16 protein-coding genes and 1 pseudogene are annotated in these 17542 nt (G+C 71.9%); 12 read left to right on the top strand and 5 right to left on the bottom strand.

What is annotated here, in order from left to right:
* The first annotated feature begins 55 nt into the window (after positions 1-55).
* Complete coding sequence (gene dnaE / locus AC07DA_RS09780) at positions 56-3595, top strand: DNA polymerase III subunit alpha (RefSeq protein ID WP_479126249.1); 3540 nt, start codon at positions 56-58, stop codon at positions 3593-3595.
* 126 nt (positions 3596-3721) lie between these two features.
* Here the strand turns inward: dnaE and AC07DA_RS09775 are convergent, their stop codons facing one another.
* The gene (locus tag AC07DA_RS09775; protein ID WP_479126247.1) at positions 3722-3886 is read right to left on the bottom strand and encodes a hypothetical protein; all 165 of its coding nucleotides are present in this window, start codon (positions 3884-3886) and stop codon (positions 3722-3724) included.
* A gap of 222 nt (positions 3887-4108) precedes the next feature.
* Here AC07DA_RS09775 and AC07DA_RS09770 point away from each other — a divergent pair, with 222 nt between their 5' ends.
* From AC07DA_RS09770 to AC07DA_RS09755, 4 genes and pseudogenes are all read left to right on the top strand, one after another.
* Complete coding sequence (locus AC07DA_RS09770) at positions 4109-5320, top strand: NYN domain-containing protein (RefSeq protein WP_479126245.1); 1212 nt, start codon at positions 4109-4111, stop codon at positions 5318-5320.
* 222 nt (positions 5321-5542) lie between these two features.
* Positions 5543-6418, top strand: a pseudogene (locus AC07DA_RS09765) (ABC transporter ATP-binding protein); the annotation flags it as partial.
* Positions 6419-6518: 100 nt separating this feature from the next.
* Positions 6519-7340 (top strand): ABC transporter permease, encoded by an 822-nt coding sequence (locus tag AC07DA_RS09760; RefSeq protein WP_479126243.1) that lies wholly within the window; start codon positions 6519-6521, stop codon positions 7338-7340.
* Positions 7341-7407: 67 nt separating this feature from the next.
* A complete protein-coding gene (locus AC07DA_RS09755; RefSeq protein ID WP_479126242.1) occupies positions 7408-8106 on the top strand; it encodes an AAA family ATPase in 699 nt (232 codons plus the stop codon).
* Between the two features lie 233 nt (positions 8107-8339).
* On the opposite strand, the gene ybaK is transcribed toward AC07DA_RS09755, so the two are convergent.
* The 4 genes from ybaK to AC07DA_RS09735 all read right to left on the bottom strand — a co-directional run bounded on the left by ybaK (position 8340) and on the right by AC07DA_RS09735 (position 12363).
* Entirely contained in the window at positions 8340-8843 is a 504-nt protein-coding gene (ybaK, locus tag AC07DA_RS09750) for a Cys-tRNA(Pro) deacylase (RefSeq protein WP_479126241.1), read from the bottom strand.
* Between the two features lie 22 nt (positions 8844-8865).
* Complete coding sequence (locus AC07DA_RS09745) at positions 8866-9606, bottom strand: LON peptidase substrate-binding domain-containing protein (protein WP_479126239.1); 741 nt, start codon at positions 9604-9606, stop codon at positions 8866-8868.
* 11 nt (positions 9607-9617) lie between these two features.
* Entirely contained in the window at positions 9618-10664 is a 1047-nt protein-coding gene (locus AC07DA_RS09740; RefSeq protein WP_479126713.1) for a hypothetical protein, read from the bottom strand.
* Positions 10665-10785: 121 nt separating this feature from the next.
* The gene (locus AC07DA_RS09735) at positions 10786-12363 is read right to left on the bottom strand and encodes an oxidoreductase (RefSeq protein ID WP_479126237.1); all 1578 of its coding nucleotides are present in this window, start codon (positions 12361-12363) and stop codon (positions 10786-10788) included.
* A gap of 179 nt (positions 12364-12542) precedes the next feature.
* On the opposite strand from AC07DA_RS09735, the gene hisD reads away from it, so the two are divergent.
* The 7 genes from hisD to AC07DA_RS09700 are packed head-to-tail and all read left to right on the top strand — an operon-like array spanning position 12543 to position 17507.
* Entirely contained in the window at positions 12543-13868 is a 1326-nt protein-coding gene (hisD, locus tag AC07DA_RS09730) for a histidinol dehydrogenase (protein ID WP_479126235.1), read from the top strand.
* Positions 13865-14986 (top strand): histidinol-phosphate transaminase, encoded by a 1122-nt coding sequence (locus tag AC07DA_RS09725; protein WP_479126234.1) that lies wholly within the window; start codon positions 13865-13867, stop codon positions 14984-14986. The genes hisD and AC07DA_RS09725 overlap by 4 nt, the downstream gene beginning before the upstream one ends.
* On the top strand, positions 14983-15576 hold the full coding sequence (gene hisB, locus AC07DA_RS09720) for an imidazoleglycerol-phosphate dehydratase HisB (RefSeq protein WP_030932889.1): 594 nt from the start codon (positions 14983-14985) through the stop codon (positions 15574-15576). The genes AC07DA_RS09725 and hisB overlap by 4 nt, the downstream gene beginning before the upstream one ends.
* Positions 15573-15737, top strand: a complete 165-nt coding sequence (locus AC07DA_RS09715; protein ID WP_189729006.1) for a hypothetical protein — start codon at positions 15573-15575, stop codon at positions 15735-15737. Before hisB ends, AC07DA_RS09715 begins: the two co-directional genes overlap by 4 nt.
* On the top strand, positions 15734-16378 hold the full coding sequence (gene hisH, locus AC07DA_RS09710) for an imidazole glycerol phosphate synthase subunit HisH (protein WP_479126232.1): 645 nt from the start codon (positions 15734-15736) through the stop codon (positions 16376-16378). The genes AC07DA_RS09715 and hisH overlap by 4 nt, the downstream gene beginning before the upstream one ends.
* Positions 16375-17100 carry a bifunctional 1-(5-phosphoribosyl)-5-((5-phosphoribosylamino)methylideneamino)imidazole-4-carboxamide isomerase/phosphoribosylanthranilate isomerase PriA gene (gene priA / locus AC07DA_RS09705; RefSeq protein ID WP_311687719.1) on the top strand — a complete coding sequence of 242 codons (726 nt, stop codon included), beginning with the start codon at positions 16375-16377 and terminating at the stop codon, positions 17098-17100. The genes hisH and priA overlap by 4 nt, the downstream gene beginning before the upstream one ends.
* Complete coding sequence (locus tag AC07DA_RS09700; RefSeq protein ID WP_479126229.1) at positions 17097-17507, top strand: RidA family protein; 411 nt, start codon at positions 17097-17099, stop codon at positions 17505-17507. Before priA ends, AC07DA_RS09700 begins: the two co-directional genes overlap by 4 nt.
* Positions 17508-17542 lie beyond the last annotated feature (35 nt).

Below are 17542 nucleotides of genomic sequence, written 5' to 3'. Positions count from 1 at the left end.
TGTCCGCAGCCTGTCGGACCCCATTCGACCCGTGTTCTTCCTGGAGGCCGCAGCCGTGTCAAAGCCGCCGTTCACGCACCTGCACGTCCACACCCAGTACTCGCTGCTGGACGGTGCCGCGCGGCTGAAGGACATGTTCGAGGCGTGCAACGAGATGGGCATGACGCACATCGCCATGTCCGACCACGGCAACCTCCACGGGGCGTACGACTTCTACCACTCCGCGCAGAAGGCCGGGATCACCCCGATCATCGGCATCGAGGCGTATGTCGCGCCCGAGTCGCGCCGCAACAAGCGCAAGATCCAGTGGGGCCAGCCGCACCAGAAGCGGGACGACGTCTCCGGTTCCGGCGGTTACACCCACAAGACGATGTGGGCGGTGAACAAGACCGGTCTGCACAACCTCTTCCGGCTCTCCTCCGACGCCTACGCCGAGGGCTGGCTGCAGAAGTGGCCCCGGATGGACAAGGAGACCATCGCCCAGTGGTCCGAGGGCATCGTCGCCTCCACCGGCTGCCCCTCCGGCGAGGTGCAGACCCGGCTGCGCCTCGGCCACTTCGACGAGGCCCTCAAGGCCGCCGCCGACTACCAGGACATCTTCGGCAAGGACCGCTACTTCCTGGAGCTGATGGACCACGGCATCGAGATCGAGCACCGGGTCCGCGACGGCCTCCTGGAGATCGGCAAGAAGCTCGGCATCCCCCCGCTGGTCACCAACGACTCGCACTACACCTACGCGCACGAGGCGACCGCCCACGACGCGCTGCTGTGCATCCAGACCGGCAAGAACCTCTCCGACCCGGACCGCTTCAAGTTCGACGGCACCGGCTACTACCTGAAGTCCACGGACGAGATGTACGCCATCGACTCCTCGGACGCCTGGCAGGAGGGCTGCGCCAACACCCGGCTGATCGCCGAGATGGTCGACACCACGGGCATGTTCGAAAAGCGCGACCTCATGCCCAAGTTCGACATCCCGGAGGGGTACACGGAGGTCAGCTGGTTCCGCGAGGAGACCATGCGCGGCATGCACCGCCGCTTCCCGGACGGCATCCCGGACGACCGCATGAAGCAGGTCGAGTACGAGATGGACACCATCATCTCGATGGGCTTCCCGGGCTACTTCCTCGTGGTCGCCGACTTCATCATGTGGGCCAAGAAGCAGGGCATCGCGGTCGGCCCCGGCCGTGGTTCCGCGGCCGGCTCGATCGTCGCCTACGCCCTCGGCATCACCGACCTCGACCCCATCCCGCACGGCCTGATCTTCGAGCGGTTCCTCAACCCCGAGCGCATCTCCATGCCCGACGTCGACATCGACTTCGACGAGCGCCGGCGCGTCGAGGTGATCCGGTACGTGACGGAGAAGTACGGCGCCGACAAGGTCGCCATGATCGGCACGTACGGCACCATCAAGGCCAAGAACGCGATCAAGGACTCCGCGCGCGTGCTGGGCTACCCGTACGCGATGGGCGACCGCATCACCAAGGCCATGCCCGCCGACGTCCTCGGCAAGGGCATCAACCTCGACGGCATCACCGACCCGAGCCACCCGCGCTACTCGGAGGCGGGCGAGGTCCGGGCGATGTACGAGAACGAGCCGGACGTGAAGAAGGTCATCGACACCGCCAAGGGCGTCGAGGGCCTGGTCCGGCAGATGGGCGTGCACGCCGCCGGCGTGATCATGTCCAGCGAGACCATCACCGACCACGTCCCGGTCTGGGTCAGGCACACCGACGGCGTGACGATCACGCAGTGGGACTACCCGAGCTGTGAGTCGCTCGGCCTGCTGAAGATGGACTTCCTGGGCCTGCGCAACCTCACGATCATGGACGACGCCGTCAAGATGGTGAAGTCCAACAAGGGCATCGACATCGATCTGCTGTCGCTTCCGCTGGACGACCCCAAGACCTTCGAACTGCTCCAGCGCGGCGACACCCTCGGCGTCTTCCAGTTCGACGGCGGCCCGATGCGCTCCCTGCTCCGGCTGATGAAGCCGGACAACTTCGAAGACATCTCCGCCGTGTCGGCCCTGTACCGCCCGGGCCCGATGGGCATGAACTCCCACACGAACTACGCGCTGCGCAAGAACGGCCAGCAGGAGATCACGCCCATCCACCCCGAGCTGGAGGAGCCGCTCAAGGAGGTCCTGGACGTCACCTACGGCCTGATCGTCTACCAGGAGCAGGTGCAGAAGGCCGCCCAGATCATCGCCGGCTACTCGCTCGGCGAGGCCGACATCCTCCGTCGCGTGATGGGCAAGAAGAAGCCCGAGGAGCTGGCGAAGAACTTCGTCCTCTTCCAGGAGGGCGCCCGCAAGAAGGGCTACAGCGACGAGGCCATCCAGGCGCTGTGGGACGTGCTGGTCCCCTTCGCCGGCTACGCGTTCAACAAGGCGCACTCCGCCGCGTACGGACTCGTCTCGTACTGGACGGCGTACCTCAAGGCGAACCACCCCGCCGAGTACATGGCCGCCCTGCTCACGTCCGTGAAGGACGACAAGGACAAGTCGGCCGTCTACCTCAACGAGTGCCGCCGCATGGGCATCCGGGTGCTCCCGCCGAACGTCAACGAGTCGATGTCCAACTTCGCGGCCCAGGGCGACGACGTGATCCTCTTCGGCCTCTCCGCCGTCCGCAACGTCGGCACGAACGTGGTCGAGTCGATCATCCGGTGCCGCAAGGCGAAGGGGAAGTACACCTCCTTCCCGGACTACCTCGACAAGGTGGAGGCGGTGGTCTGCAACAAGCGCACCACCGAGTCCCTGATCAAGGCGGGTGCCTTCGACTCGCTGGGCCACACCCGCAAGGGCCTCACCGCCCAGTACGAGCCGATGATCGACAACGTGGTCGCGGTCAAGCGCAAGGAGGCCGAGGGGCAGTTCGACCTCTTCGGCGGCATGGGCGAGGCCGAGACCAGCGAGCCGGGCTTCGGGCTCGACGTGGAGTTCTCCACCGACGAGTGGGACAAGACCTACCTGCTCGCCCAGGAGCGGGAGATGCTCGGTCTGTACGTCTCCGACCACCCGCTGTTCGGGCTGGAGCACATCCTGTCCGACAAGGCCGACGCGGGCATCTCCCAGCTGACCGGCGGCGAGCACGCGGACGGGGCGGTCGTCACCATCGGCGGCATCATCTCGGGCCTGCAGCGCAAGATGACCAAGCAGGGCAACGCCTGGGCGATCGCCACCGTCGAGGACCTCGCCGGCTCGATCGAGTGCATGTTCTTCCCCGCGACCTACCAGCTCGTGTCGACGCAACTCGTCGAGGACGCCGTGGTGTTCGTCAAGGGCCGCCTCGACAAGCGGGAGGACGTGCCGCGGCTGGTCGCCATGGAGCTGATGGTCCCGGACCTGTCCAACGCGGGCACCAACGCGCCCGTGGTCCTGACGATCCCGGCCACCCGGGTCACGCCGCCGCTGGTCAGCCGCCTCGGCGAGGTGCTCAGCCACCACAAGGGCGACAGCGAGGTCCGGATCAGGCTCCAGGGGCCGACCAAGACGACCGTGCTGCGCCTGGACCGGCACCGGGTCAAGCCCGACCCGGCGCTCTTCGGCGACCTGAAGGTGCTGCTCGGCCCGTCCTGCCTGGCGGGTTGAGCCGGCCGTCCCGTCCGGCGGGGTGATCCGGTCGGCGGGAGGCGCTCGACGCGCGTGAGGGGCGTACCCGGTACCTGGTACGCCCCTCGCGCATGTGCGCGGGTTGCAAAACCCGTCACACAGATGTCAGTTGTGGCCGAAGCTGCGCTTGCGCTTGCGGGAGACCACGTCGCCGGGGGTCAGCTCGACCTCGGTCTGGGGCTCCGCCTCCGCCACGGGGCTGCGGTCCGCCCGCTGCCCGCGGTCGGTCGGACGCTGCTGCTTACGGTCACGGTTCTTGTTCTTGGCCATGGTGATGCCTCCTGTGGGGGATCTAGGGGCCAGGGCCGGGACCAGATTCACACAGGCCGACAACGATCGCATGTCGGACAATTACCCTGCGTGACAGGGGGAGTCGGAGCAGGGCGGCGCGAAACGCCACGCCGAAGATCGAGTTCCGGCCGTTAACCTCCGCACCGTCGGGCAGACTCGAAGGAAGCCCGAAACTAACCTCCTGGGAAGAGGGTGAGTCGCGTGGACCGCTGCATCGTCCTGGTGGACGCCGGGTATCTGCTGGGAGCCGCGGCGAGTCTCCTCGCCGGGGAGCCCTCGCGGTCCCGCATCACGGTCGACCACACAGCCCTCATCCAGGCCCTGCGCGAGCGCGCCGAGGCGGACACGCAGCAGCCGCTGCTGCGCATCTACTGGTTCGACGGCGCCCCCGACCGCGTCCCGCAGCCCGAGCACCGCCGGCTGCGGGTGATGCCCCGGGTCACCGTCCGGCTCGGCGCCCTGACCCGCAGCGACGGCCGCTGGGCGCAGAAGGGCGTGGACGCGGCCATGCACGCCGAGCTGACCGAACTGGCCCGCAACCGCGCCTGCTCCGACGTCGTCCTGGTCACCGGCGACGGTGACCTGCTGCCCGGCATGATGGCCGCCAAGGAACACGGCGTCGCCGTCCACCTCTGGGCCGTCCAGGCCGCCGACGGCGACTACAACCAGTCCGAGGACCTGGTGGCCGAGGCCGACGAGCGGCGCGTGCTGGACCGCGCGTGGATCACCAAGGCCGTCCGCGCCAAGGAGTACACGGGGGTGTGCGCCCCGCAGCCCGCGCCCCGCCCCGAGATCGCCGCGATCCTCTCCGCGCCGCTGCCCGACTCCGCCCTCACCGCCCCGGCCGAGCGGCCCGCCCCGCAGCCCCCGCACCCGGTGCCCGGCCCCGGGGCGAACGGCAGCGAGGAACGGGTGCCCGCCGCCAAAGGGGTCCCCACGCCCAAGGACCTGGCCGCCCTGCGCGCCCCCAGTCCCCCGCCCGCCCAGCCCCCCGCCTCCGCCACCCTCCGCTGGTCCTCCGACAAGGGCTGGGTCGACCGGCCCGCGGCCGAGCCCCCCGAGGCCGCCTCGATGCCGACGCTCGCCCAGCTGACCACCGCCGAGCAGCGCTGGGCCGACCGCGAGGAGGACATCACCACGGTCGGCGGCGACCCCTTCGAGGTGGGCCAGGTCTTCGCCCGGCGCTGGGTCGAACGCCTCGGCGACCCGAGCCACCTGCAGAAACTGTCCGGGATGTACCCGCGCATCCCGCACCGGGTCGACGGCGAGCTGCTGCGCTACGCCGCCCGGTTCGGCCTGCTCGCCCACAAGGACGACCAGATCGACGAACGCGACCGTTACGCCATCCGGGCCGGCTTCTGGAAGGAGATCGGCGTGCGCACGGGCGTGGAGCACGCCCCGGTCGGTGATTGAGGCGTTCGCCGACGGATGTGCCGTGGTCGGCCGACCCGGGAGCGGACCGGGGTCGCCGACCCCGTAGTCTCGTCCCTTGTGAGTACGCGCGCGGCACAGGCATTTCGGCACGATGGCGACATCGTGTGCGCGGTGCGCGGGCTGACCAAGACCTATCCGGCGGTCCGGGGCCGGCGCGGCGCGCCCGCGACCCCCGAGGTCCGGGCCACGGACGACGTGCGGCTGGAGATCCGCCGCGGCGAGATCTTCGGCCTGCTCGGCCCGAACGGCGCCGGCAAGTCCACCCTCGTGCGCCAGCTCACCGGCCTGATGCGGCCCGACGGCGGCAGCGTGGAGATCCTCGGGCACGACATCGTGCGCCACCCCGAGCGGGCCGCGCGCATCCTCGCCTACCTCGGCCAGGAGTCGACCGCCCTCGACGAACTGACCGTGTCGCTGGCCGCCGAGACCACCGGGCGGCTGCGCGGCCTGGACGTCCGGCGGGCGCGGGCCGAGCGTGACGCCGTCCTCGACGAGCTCGGCCTCACCCCGCTCGCCGGCCGCCCCCTGAAGAGGCTCTCCGGCGGCCAGCGGCGGCTGGCGTGCTTCGCCGCCGCGCTGGTGGGGGAGCGGCCGCTGCTGGTGCTCGACGAGCCGACCACCGGAATGGACCCGGTGGCGCGGCGGGCCGTGTGGTCCGCGGTCGACCGGCGGCGGGCCGAGCGCGGCACGACCGTGCTGCTCGTCACGCACAACGTCATCGAGGCCGAGACCGTGCTGGACCGGGTGGCCGTCCTGGACCGCGGGCGGGTCATCGCCTGCGACACGCCCGCCGGGCTCAAGGAGCAGGTCGCCGGTGAGGTGCGGGTCGACCTGGTGTGGCGGGACACGGCTCCGCTGCACGTCCCGGAGGTGGCCGCGCTGCGGGACCGGGCCGTGGAGTCGGGCCGCCGCTGGACGCTCCGGCTCGGGCCCGAGGAGGCCCGGGCGGTCGTCGCGACCGTCACCGGAGGGGCCGCCTTCGCCGCCCTGGACGACTTCACGCTGACCACGCCGAGCCTGGAGGACGTCTACCTGGCCCTCGGCGGTGCCGCGCAGCAGGGGCTGGTGAGGGCGTGAGGCACGTGAGGATGACCGAGACCTTGAGTGCGCGGGCCGTCGCGTACGTACCGAACAGGGCGACTGCCGCAGTGGACCCGACGAAGGGGAGCAGCGCGACGTGAGTGTCGTACCCGCCGATGTCCTGCCGGGCGGTGCCCTGGCCGTGGAGGAGCCCGCCGCGGGCGCCGCCGAGCTCGGCCCCCGGGCACGGCTGTGGCCGTCGCTGGCGGCCGTGTACCGCGCGCAGCTCTCCCGGGCGCGGGTCGCGCGGATCCCGCTGCTGTTCGTGGCGACCTTCCAGTCGGTCGGGATCATGGTCCTGATGCGCGGGGTCGTGGACGACGGGGCCGAGGCGCAGGCCGTGGTCGCCGGGTCGTCGGTCCTGGTGGTCGCCTTCGTCGCGCTGAACCTGCTCGCGCAGTACTTCGGGCAGCTGCGCGCCAGCGGCGGACTCGACCACTACGCGACGCTGCCGGTGCCGCCCGCGGCGGTGGTGCTCGGCGCGGCGGGCGCATACGCGTCCTTCACCGTGCCCGGGACCGTGGTGACGGCGGTGTTCGGCTGTGTGCTGTTCGGGCTGCCGCTGGCTCATCTGTGGATCCTCGTGGCCGTCATCCCGCTGGCGGGCGCCGCGCTCGCCGGGCTCGGGGCCGCGCTCGGGCTGCTCGCGCCCCGGCCGGAGCTGGCCACGCTGCTCGGGCAGCTGGGCATGTCGGCGGCGCTGCTGCTGGGCGTGCTGCCGGCGGACCGGATGCCGGAGGTCGTGCGCTTCGCGCGGGACCTGCTGCCGTCCACGTACGGCGTCGAGGCGTTCGCGCGCACGTTCGGTAACGACCCCGACTGGGCGTTCGTGCTGGGTGATCTCGCCGTCTGCGCCGGGGTGGGCGTCGTCTCGCTGGCCGTGGCGACCTGGGCGTACCGGCGGGCGGCCGTGCGGTGAGCGGGGAGTGAGCGGGCAGGGGACGTCCGGTGCCGCGGCGCACAGGCGGGCCTGGCACGATGGCAGGGTGACCGCACCACTGACTCCGCCACCGCCACCGCATGAACGTTCCGCAGAGGGTTCGTGGCAGCCGCCGGCCGGGGCGTCCGGGGCTCCGGGCTCTCAGCACGCCCAGTACGCCGAGTACTCCGGGCACGGCTGGTACGGACAGGACGGCCCCGGGATGAAGACGGAAGTACGCGAAGCCGGCGTGGTCGCCGTGGCCGTGGCGCTCGGCGGGGTGCTGCTGGGCGTGCTGTGGTGGTGGCTCGCGCCGCACGTGCCGCTGGTCGGGGACGTGACGGACGGCAACTGGGTCGTCTACCTCGAGGACACCGAGGGGGAGCAGGCCGTCGGGGTGGACGGCACCTTCACGCTGCTCGCGCTCGGCTTCGGGGTCCTGAGCGCGCTGGTGGTGTTCCTGCTGCGGCGGCGCGGGGGCGTGCCGCTGGTCGTGGGGCTTGCCGCCGGGGGGCTGCTCGGGTCGTTGCTGGCCTGGCGGCTCGGGGTGTGGCTCGGGCCCGCGGAGGACGTCATCGCGCACGCGCGCGAGGTGGGGCGGGGGGTGACCTTCTCCGCGCCGCTGAAGCTGGGGGCGAAGGGTGCGCTGCTGGCCTGGCCGCTCGCCGCGCTGGTGGTGCACCTGGGGCTCACGGCGTTGTTCGGGCCGCGGGACCCCGAGCCGGAGTTCGACCACGGGGGTCATCCGCCGCAGCCGGCTGCTTGACAGCCGGCGGTGCGCCGGGCCGGGCGGGGCCGCGGCCCGCCGCAACGGCCAGCCTTCGTCCACGACGCACCGGGCCAGGCGAAGCCGTCCGGTCGGAGTCAGCGGGGCGTTACGGTGGGACACGAGGGCCTCCTGCGGTTGGGCGTAGATGTCGCAATCCACACCGAACCCAGAAGGCCCTCACCCGTTCAAGCACCCAGCACGCGTGTCACCAACGTCCCGGGACAGCACACCTAGGCGCGGCCGATGGGAGCCAGTACCGCTTCCGTCAGTTCCGCCAGGGTCTCCGGGGCGAGTTCCACCTCGAGGCCCCGCCGGCCCGCCGACACGCAGATCGTCGCGTGCGCCGACGCCGAGGCGTCCAGGACCGTCGGGAGTCTCTTGCGCTGGCCCAGCGGGGAGATGCCGCCCCGGACGTAGCCCGTCGTGCGTTCCGCCAGGGTCGGGTCGGCCATCGTGGCGCGTTTGCCGCCGACCGCCGCCGCCAGGGCCTTCAGGTCCAGCTGGCCCGCCACCGGCACCACCGCGACCGTCAGCGCGCCGTCGACGTCCGCGACCAGGGTCTTGAAGACGCGGTCGGGGGAGACGCCCATCGCCTGGGCCGCCTCCTCGCCGTAGGAGGGGTGCGCGGGGTCGTGGTCGTAGGAGTGGACCGTGTACTCCGCTCCCGCCGCCGTGAGGGCCACGGTGGCGGGGGTGCCGCCGGACTGCTGCTGCTTCTTCGACTTCTTCGCCATGCGATCCGCTCGCTCGGGACGTTCAGTTGAGACTGGTCGTGCCGCGCGTCAGGTCCGACGCCGGCAACGACGGCAGACTACGGATGATCGCCGTCTCGGAGCGAAGGAGTTTCAGCTCGTCGCGCAGCCGGGAGGCCGTGTCGGGGGCCTGGAGCAGCCGCTGTTTGGTCGGGGTGTCCAGCATCATCGCCGCCGCCACCAGGTACGACACCACGCCCGGCTCGTCGGGCAGGTCGGCGCCGGTCGTCAGGGAGCGTTCCCGCGCCCCGGCCAGTCGCTTCTGGTACTGCCGGAAGGACCGCAGCACCCCCTCCGCCAGGGGCGCCGCCTCGTCGCCCGGTTCCTCCGTCAGCGTCTCCAGCTCGGCCGTCAGGTACGGGCCGGACGCGTCGACCGACAGCAGCTTCACCCGCGTCGTGCCCGTCGCCAGCACCTCGAAGGAGCCGTCGGTGCGCTCCCGGATGGTCGCCGCGTCGGCGATGCAGCCGACCTTGTGGAAGGCCTTGGCCGGGTCCGTGCCGAAACCGGCCGCGGGCCCCCGCTCGGGCAGGGCCGTCGGGTCGGGCATGCCGGGCGCGCTCGGGGCCACCTCGTGGCCGTCGCGGATCGCCACGACGGCGAACCGGCGCGGCTCGTCCTCCGGCGTCTTCAGCAGTTCGCGCATCATGGCGCGGTACCGCTCCTCGAAGACGTTGAGCGGGAGCACGAGCCCCGGGAACAGCACCGAGTTCAGGGGGAAGAGGGGGAGCCGGACGGTGGTCACGACGCAGAAGCCTAATGGTCGCCGGTGCGGTGTCGTCCGCCGCGTTCACTCCGTGGATGCCGGGGCGGTTCCCCGGCCACCGCGGACCGGATGTCGTCGCGGACCCGCAGGAAGTGCCCGAGCGGGTCGTCCGACAGCCGGTCCCAGGGGAAGGAGGTCGCGTACGGGCCGTTCAGGCGCAGCTGTTCGGCGGCGTCCGGCCAGCGTTCCAGGCGCACCAGGACGTAGATGAGCAGGTTCCGCATCCGGGCGGGCCAGGGATCGGCCGGCGGCAGCAGCGGGGACAGCGCGATCGCGCGGTCGGCGGCCGCGTCCAGCCGCTCGCGCGGGATTCCGGGCCCGCAGTCGCCGGGCCCGCAGTCGTCGGTGAGGTAGCCGAAGGCCGCCCGCAGCGGGAGCGCCTGGACCAGCGCGTCGGCGGGCGCGTCCTGCGCGGCCCGGTCGGCGAAGTCGAAGCACTCGCGGTGGGAGCCGTGCCAGCAGGTGGCCAGGTAGCGCAGGGCCGCCACGTGGCAGCCGTGGTGGTGCGGGGCGCGGCGGACGGCCGCCGCCCACAGCTCCTCGAAGTACTTGTGCCCGGCCCGGGCGCCGCGCGCGTGGTCGAGCGCGAGCCGCCACGGCACCGGGTCCCGCTGGTCGCCCCGGGCCGCGGCCGTGATCAGCGGGCTCACCTCGCGCAGCAGCTCCGCCCGGGCCGGTGAGCGCCAGGCCCGGTCCACCGCCAGCTGGGCCCCGACCAGCAGCGCGTCGGGGTCCTGCGGGGCCGTGGCGAGCCAGGCGTCCAGCCACTCGGGGCGCGCGTGGGCGAAGGCGGCCAGCCGGGTCACGTACCGGTCGCGCCGCTCCCACTCGGCGGCCGCGCGTGTGGCCAGCAGCAGTGCGGCGGCGGGCCCGTGATCGCCCCGGGCGGCGGCGACCAGCGCAGGACTCAGCCGGGCGTCGGGCGCGTCGAGCAGCACCTCGTCGTCGGGTCGCGGCTCGCCGACGGGGTGGGGGGCGGTCCTTGTCATCCGGCTGGGGCGGATGAACGGCAGCTGCATGGCCATGGTGCCGACCATTGAAAGTCGGCCGGTCACGGCGGCGCCAGATCGTTCCGGGAAGTCGCGGAAAGTTGTACGGCGTTTGGTCAAGAGAAGGTAAAGGTGTGACAGTTCAACAACTGGGGTCACAGCCACACCGTCAGTTGCGCCGCAGCAGCCGGGTCGCGCCCGCCGCCACCGTCGTCGCCAGGATCCAGCCGAGCAGGATCATCGCCGTGGCCAGCCACTGCCAGGCCCCGCGCAACTGCCAGAAGCCCACCTGGCCGAGGTCGATCACCGGCAGCAGCAGGTCCAGCGTGAACAGCACCGGGTCCCACTCCGGGTGCTCGCCCCGCTTCATCGGCGGGTGGCCGGCCCGGGAGAAGGCGAGCGAGCCCGCCGCCCACAGCACCGCCATCCACACCGCGGCCCGCCCCGGCCGGTAGCCGTAGGCCACCGTCCAGTCCTGCGCGTACCCCCAGAGCTTGGCGGCGAGCGGCAGGCTCTCGCGGTGCCGGCGCTGCTTGGTGAGCAGCACCTCGCGGGCGTCCTGGTCCTCCCCGCCGGCCCGCAGCACGGCGGCGAGCCGCTCGTACGGCTCCGGGTTGTACTCGGCGGTGGCGGCGGCCACCCAGTCCAGCCGCTCGTCCAGCGGGAACGGTCCGCGCGGCACGAGGTTCTCGTAGGCGAAGCCGCCCATGTGCAGCCGCCCGGGACCGGGCCAGGCGTCCGCCCGGTCCATCAGGTTGACGATCCTCGCCCCCGACAGCACCACCCGGCCGCGCGCCGGCTGCTCGCCGAGGAAGCGCAGCTCCGGCGTCTGCACCCGGCGCAGCGACAGTTCCTGGTCGTCGGTGAGGGTGAACCTGGCCTGCTCGAAGTCGACGGCGTCGCCGAACCGCCCGTCGTCCAGCCGGATCCCGCCCTGGCAGGCGAACCGCTGGATCCGCGTGCCCCGGGCCGGGGTCATCCCGCTCATCGCCTGCGCGCCGATCCCCGCCGGGGTCAGGTACAGGCTGCGCTCGACGGTCAGCTGCGGGGCGTTCAGCGCCAGCCGCGCGTACGGGTTGGCCAGCCGCGCGCCGCGCAGGCTCAGCGACACACCCACGGTGGCGGCGCGCAGGCTCAGCTCGCCGTGCGACTCCAGCAGCTCGGCCTGTAAGTCCTGGCCGACGGTCAGGCCGTCCGCGGCGACCGAGCGGCCGCTGCGGTCCCGGTGCACGACCGCCTGGTTGAGCATCAGGTCCGTGCCGATCTGCGCGTCGGTCAGCCGGATGCCGCGGCGGAAGCGGCAGCGCGGCAGGTGCAGGTCGCCCTCGGTCTGCACCCGGGCCGCCTCCAGCCGGGGCACCGAGCAGTCCACCAGCCGCACGGTCGTGAAGCGGGCCTCCGGCAGCAGCACGTCCTGCTCGAAGCGGCACCGGTGCATCTCGACGTACGGCGTCACCGTGCCGCCCGCGAGGTCCAGGGAGCCGCGGATGTGCACACCGGCGAGCTTCAGCGAGGCCACGCGGCCGGCCAGGGCGGGCGGGCCGTCGAGGAGCAGCCAGCACACGATCCGGGCCCGCACGGTCCGCTCCTCACCCCACGGGTGACCGCCGTGCGGGTCGTCGACCACGGTGTCGCCGCTGCTCAGGTCGTAGACGGTGCCGTTGCGGAAGGCCTGCCACATCCCGGCCTCGGCCGCGGTCAGGTCGTCGGGCAGCTCTCCGGCGCGCAGGCCGGCCCCCTCGGTCACAGTGCTTCCCTTCCTCCCCGGGTACTCGCCGGTTGGGTTCTTCGTACAACTGTTCATGCCCGTTGCGTGACACGCCGAAAGCACTGTGTGACCGGGATCTTCCGTCTTCCTGCGGCGTTCCGTATCAGCCATTGATACGCGCGGACGGTGCCTCACCCGGGTCTGAGAGAATTGAGCACGTGATCTCCCGAATCGATCTGCGCGGCGACGCCCTCGTCGAGGGCCCCGCCCTGCGTGACCTGCTGCCCCGAGCCGACTTCGACGTACAGGCCGCCCTGGAGAAGGTGCGTCCGATCTGCGAGGACGTGCATCATCGGGGCGACGCGGCGCTGATCGACGCCGCCGAGCGGTTCGACGGGGTCAGGCTCGACCAGGTGCGGGTCCCGGCCGCCGCCCTCGCCCGCGCGCTGGAGGAGCTCGACCCGGCCGTGCGCGCGGCCCTGGAGGAGTCCATCCGCCGGGCCCGGGCCGTCCACCGCGAGCAGCGCCGCTCCCCGCACACCACCCAGGTCGTACCCGGCGGCACCGTGACCGAGAAGTGGGTTCCAGTCGAGCGCGTCGGGCTGTACGCGCCCGGCGGCCGGTCGGTGTACCCGTCGTCCGTGGTCATGAACGTGGTGCCCGCGCAGGAGGCCGGCGTCCAGTCCATCGCGCTCGCCTCGCCGGCCCAGGCCGACTTCGGCGGGCTGCCGCATCCGACCATCCTGGCCGCCTGCGCCCTGCTCGGCGTCGACGAGGTCTACGCGGCGGGCGGCGCCACGGCCGTCGCGATGTTCGCCTACGGCACCGAGTCCTGCGCGCCCGCGAACATGGTCACCGGCCCCGGCAACATCTGGGTCGCCGCGGCCAAGCGCTACTTCACCGGCAAGATCGGCATCGACGCCGAGGCCGGCCCCACCGAGATCGCGGTCCTCGCCGACGACACCGCCGACCCGGTGCACGTCGCCTCGGACCTGATCAGCCAGGCGGAGCACGACCCGCTGGCCGCCGCCGTCCTGGTCACCGACTCCGTGGACCTCGCGGACGCGGTGGAGAAGGAGCTGGAGCCGCAGGTCGCCGCCAGCAAGCACGTCGAGGACCGGATCGTGCCCGCCCTCCAGGGCAGGCAGTCGGCGATCGTCCTGGTGGACGGCATCGAGGAGGGCCTGAAGGTGGTCGACGCCTACGGCGCCGAGCACCTGGAGATCCAGACCGCCGACGCCGCCGCGGTGGCCGACCGGGTCAGGAACGCGGGCGCGATCTTCATCGGCCCCTGGGCCCCGGTGTCCCTGGGCGACTACGCGGCCGGGTCCAACCACGTCCTGCCCACCGGCGGCTGCGCCTGCCACTCCTCCGGCCTGTCCGTGCAGTCCTTCCTGCGCGGCATCCACATCGTGGACTACACGCGCGAGGCGCTGGCCGACGTCGCGCACCACGTGGTCACGCTGGCCGAGGCGGAGGACCTGCCGGCCCACGGCGCGGCGATCAAGGCGAGGTTCGACTGGAAGGTTCCACAGGGCAAGTGAGCGACGTACGCATCGACGACCTCCCCGTACGGGACGAGCTGCGCGGCAAGTCCCCCTACGGCGCGCCCCAGCTGGACGTCCCCGTACGGCTGAACACCAACGAGAACCCCTACCCGCTGCCCGAGCCGCTGGTCGAGCGGATCGCGGAGCGGGTCCGTGACGTGGCCCGCGACCTCAACCGCTACCCCGACCGGGACGCGGTCGAGCTGCGCACGCGGCTGGCCGGGTACCTGACCGACACCTCCGGCCACGAGGTCGGTGTGGCCAACGTCTGGGCGGCGAACGGCTCCAACGAGGTCATCCAGCAGCTGCTGCAGACCTTCGGCGGGCCGGGCCGCACCGCGATCGGCTTCGAGCCGTCGTACTCGATGCACGCGCTCATCGCGCGCGGCACGGGCACGGGCTGGATCTCCGGGCCGCGCGGCGAGGACTTCACGATCGACCTGCCCGCCGCCGAGAAGGCGATCGCCGAGCACAAGCCGGACGTCGTCTTCATCACCACCCCCAACAACCCCACGGGCAACGCGGTGCCGCGCGAGACGGTCCTGGCGCTGTACGAGGCCGCGCAGGCGGCGAAGCCGTCGATGGTGGTCGTGGACGAGGCGTACGTCGAGTTCAGCCACGGCGCCTCGCTGCTGCCGCTGCTCGACGGGCGCCCGCACCTCGTCATCTCCCGCACCATGTCGAAGGCGTTCGGCGCGGCGGGCCTGCGCCTGGGCTACCTCGCCGCGCACCCGGCCGTCGTGGACGCCGTGCAGCTCGTGCGGCTGCCCTACCACCTGTCGGCCGTCACCCAGGCGACCGCCCTGGCCGCCCTGGAGCACACCGACACGCTGCTCGGCTACGTCGAGCAGCTCAAGGCCGAGCGCGACCGCCTGGTCGCCGAGCTGCGCGCGACCGGCTACGAGGTCGTCGAGTCCGACGCCAACTTCGTGCAGTTCGGGCGGTTCGACGGCGAGGGCGGCGCGCACGCGGCCTGGCGGAAGATCCTCGACCGGGGCGTCCTGGTCCGGGACAACGGCATTCCGGGGTGGCTGCGGGTGTCCGCCGGAACCCCCGAAGAGAACGACGCGTTCCTCGACGCGGTCCGTGAACTGAAGAAGGAGCAGAGCACATGAGCCGCGTGGGACGCGTGGAGCGAGTCACCAAGGAGACGTCGGTGCTCGTCGAGATAGACCTCGACGGGTCCGGGAAGGTCGACGTGTCGACGGGCGTCGGCTTCTACGACCACATGCTCGACCAGCTCGGCCGCCACGGCCTGTTCGACCTCACCGTGAAGACCGAGGGCGACCTGCACATCGACTCGCACCACACCATCGAGGACACCGCCCTCGCCCTCGGCGCCGCCTTCAAGCAGGCCCTCGGCGACAAGGTCGGCATCTACCGCTTCGGCAACTGCACGGTGCCGCTGGACGAGTCCCTCGCCCAGGTCACCGTCGACCTGTCGGGCCGTCCGTACCTCGTGCACACCGAGCCCGAGAACATGGCGCCGATGATCGGCGAGTACGACACGACCATGACCCGGCACATCCTGGAGTCCTTCGTGGCCCAGGCGCAGATCGCGCTGCACGTGCACGTGCCCTACGGGCGCAACGCGCACCACATCGTGGAGTGCCAGTTCAAGGCCCTCGCCCGGGCCCTGCGCTACGCCTCCGAGCGGGACCCGCGCGCGGCCGGCATCCTCCCCTCGACGAAGGGCGCCCTGTGAACGGCATCTCGACCCTGCTGATCGTCGTCGGCCTGTTCCTCGTCGGCGGGATCTACTCCTTCGTCAAGCAGAAGATGCCCAAGGGCCTGATCGTCCTGCTGTCCATCGGCGCCGCCATGTGCCTGGTGGCCGGTGTCGTCAGGCTGGAGGTGTGGAATTGAGCAGCCCGCGGAAGAAGGTCGTCGTCTTCGACTACGGCTTCGGCAACGTCCGCTCCGCCGAGCGCGCCCTCGCCCGCGCGGGAGCCGACGTGGAGATCACGCGTGACTACGACAAGGCCCTGAACGCCGACGGCCTGCTCGTGCCGGGCGTCGGTGCCTTCGCGTCCTGCATGACGGGCCTGCGCGAGGCGCGCGGCGACTGGATCGTGGACCGCCGGCTGTCCGGCGGCCGCCCGGTGATGGGCATCTGCGTCGGCATGCAGATCCTCTTCGCGCGCGGCATCGAGCACGGCGTGGAGAGCGAGGGCCTCGACGAGTGGCCCGGCTCGGTCGAGCCGTTGCAGGCCGAGGTCGTGCCCCACATGGGCTGGAACACCGTGGACGCGGCGCCCGGCTCGCGGCTCTTCGCCGGCCTGGACCCCGACGCGCGCTTCTACTTCGTGCACTCCTACGCCGTCCACGACTGGTCGCTGGAGACGCACAACCCGGCCATCGAGGCCCCGAAGGTCACCTGGTCCACACACGGCAAGCCGTTCGTCGCGGCCGTCGAGAACGGCGCCCTGTGGGCCACGCAGTTCCACCCCGAGAAGTCCGGCGACGCCGGAGCCCAGCTCCTCACCAACTGGATCGGAACCCTGTGAGCAAGCTCGAACTCCTCCCCGCCGTCGACGTCCGCGACGGCCAGGCCGTGCGTCTGGTGCACGGCGAGTCCGGCACGGAGACCTCCTACGGCTCCCCGCTGGAGGCCGCCCTGGCCTGGCAGCGCTCCGGCGCCGAGTGGCTGCACCTGGTCGACCTGGACGCCGCCTTCGGCACCGGTGACAACCGCGAGCTGATCGCCGAGGTCGCCAAGGCGATGGACATCAAGGTCGAGCTGTCCGGCGGCATCCGCGACGACGACACCCTCGCCGCCGCGCTCGCCACCGGCTGCACCCGCGTGAACCTGGGCACGGCCGCCCTGGAGACCCCCGAGTGGGTCGCCAAGGTCATCGCCGAGCACGGCGACAAGATCGCCGTCGGCCTGGACGTGCGGGGCACCACCCTGCGCGGCCGCGGCTGGACCCGCGACGGCGGCGACCTGTACGAGACGCTGGAGCGGCTCAACCAGGAGGGCTGCGCCCGCTACGTCGTCACCGACATCGCCAAGGACGGCACGCTCCAGGGCCCCAACCTGGAGCTGCTGAAGAACGTCTGCGCCGCGACCGACCGCCCGGTCGTGGCCTCCGGCGGCGTCTCCTCGCTCGACGACCTGCGCGCGATCGCCGAGCTGGTCCCGCTCGGTGTCGAGGGCGCGATCGTAGGGAAGGCGCTGTACGCGAAGGCGTTCACCCTGGAAGAGGCCTTGGAGGCTGTGTCGTCATGACGTCCGAAGCCGTACGGCGAGTGCAGAGCGGAAGTCCCTGGGAAGAGTCCTTCGGTTTTGCACGCGCCGTGGCGGCGGGCGACCGCGTGCTCGTCGCGGGCACGACCGCCTTCAAGGGCGACGTGCTCTACGGCGAGGGCGACCCGTACGAGCAGGCCAAGGTGGCCTTCGCCACCGCCCTGGAGGCGATCGGCGAGTTCGGGCTCGGCGTCGAGTCCGTGATCCGCACCCGGGTGCACCTGGCCCACGCCCGGGACGTGGACGCGGTGGGACGGGCCCACAAGGAGATGTTCGACGCCGTACGCCCCGTCACGACCCTGCTGGTCGTGCAGGGGTTCATCGACTCCCGGGTCCTGGTGTCGGTGGAAGTGGAAGCATTCCGAGGGACACCCTCGCAGCGACACTGAGGGACACCCTCAGAAGAACACCGGAGGAGCACGAT

Source organism: Streptomyces sp. NPDC044921 (genome assembly GCF_056432865.1).
This window is presented reverse-complemented; position numbering and strand designations above follow the sequence as displayed.

Coding starts and splice junctions, on each gene's coding strand:
- AC07DA_RS09775 (WP_479126247.1), bottom strand. CDS start 3,886: ATGGCCAAGAACAAGAACCGTGACCGTAAGCAGCAGCGTCCGACCGAC.
- ybaK (WP_479126241.1), bottom strand. CDS start 8,843: ATGGCGAAGAAGTCGAAGAAGCAGCAGCAGTCCGGCGGCACCCCCGCC.
- AC07DA_RS09740 (WP_479126713.1), bottom strand. CDS start 10,664: ATGGTCGGCACCATGGCCATGCAGCTGCCGTTCATCCGCCCCAGCCGG.
- hisB (WP_030932889.1), top strand. CDS start 14,983: ATGAGCCGCGTGGGACGCGTGGAGCGAGTCACCAAGGAGACGTCGGTG.
- AC07DA_RS09700 (WP_479126229.1), top strand. CDS start 17,097: ATGACGTCCGAAGCCGTACGGCGAGTGCAGAGCGGAAGTCCCTGGGAA.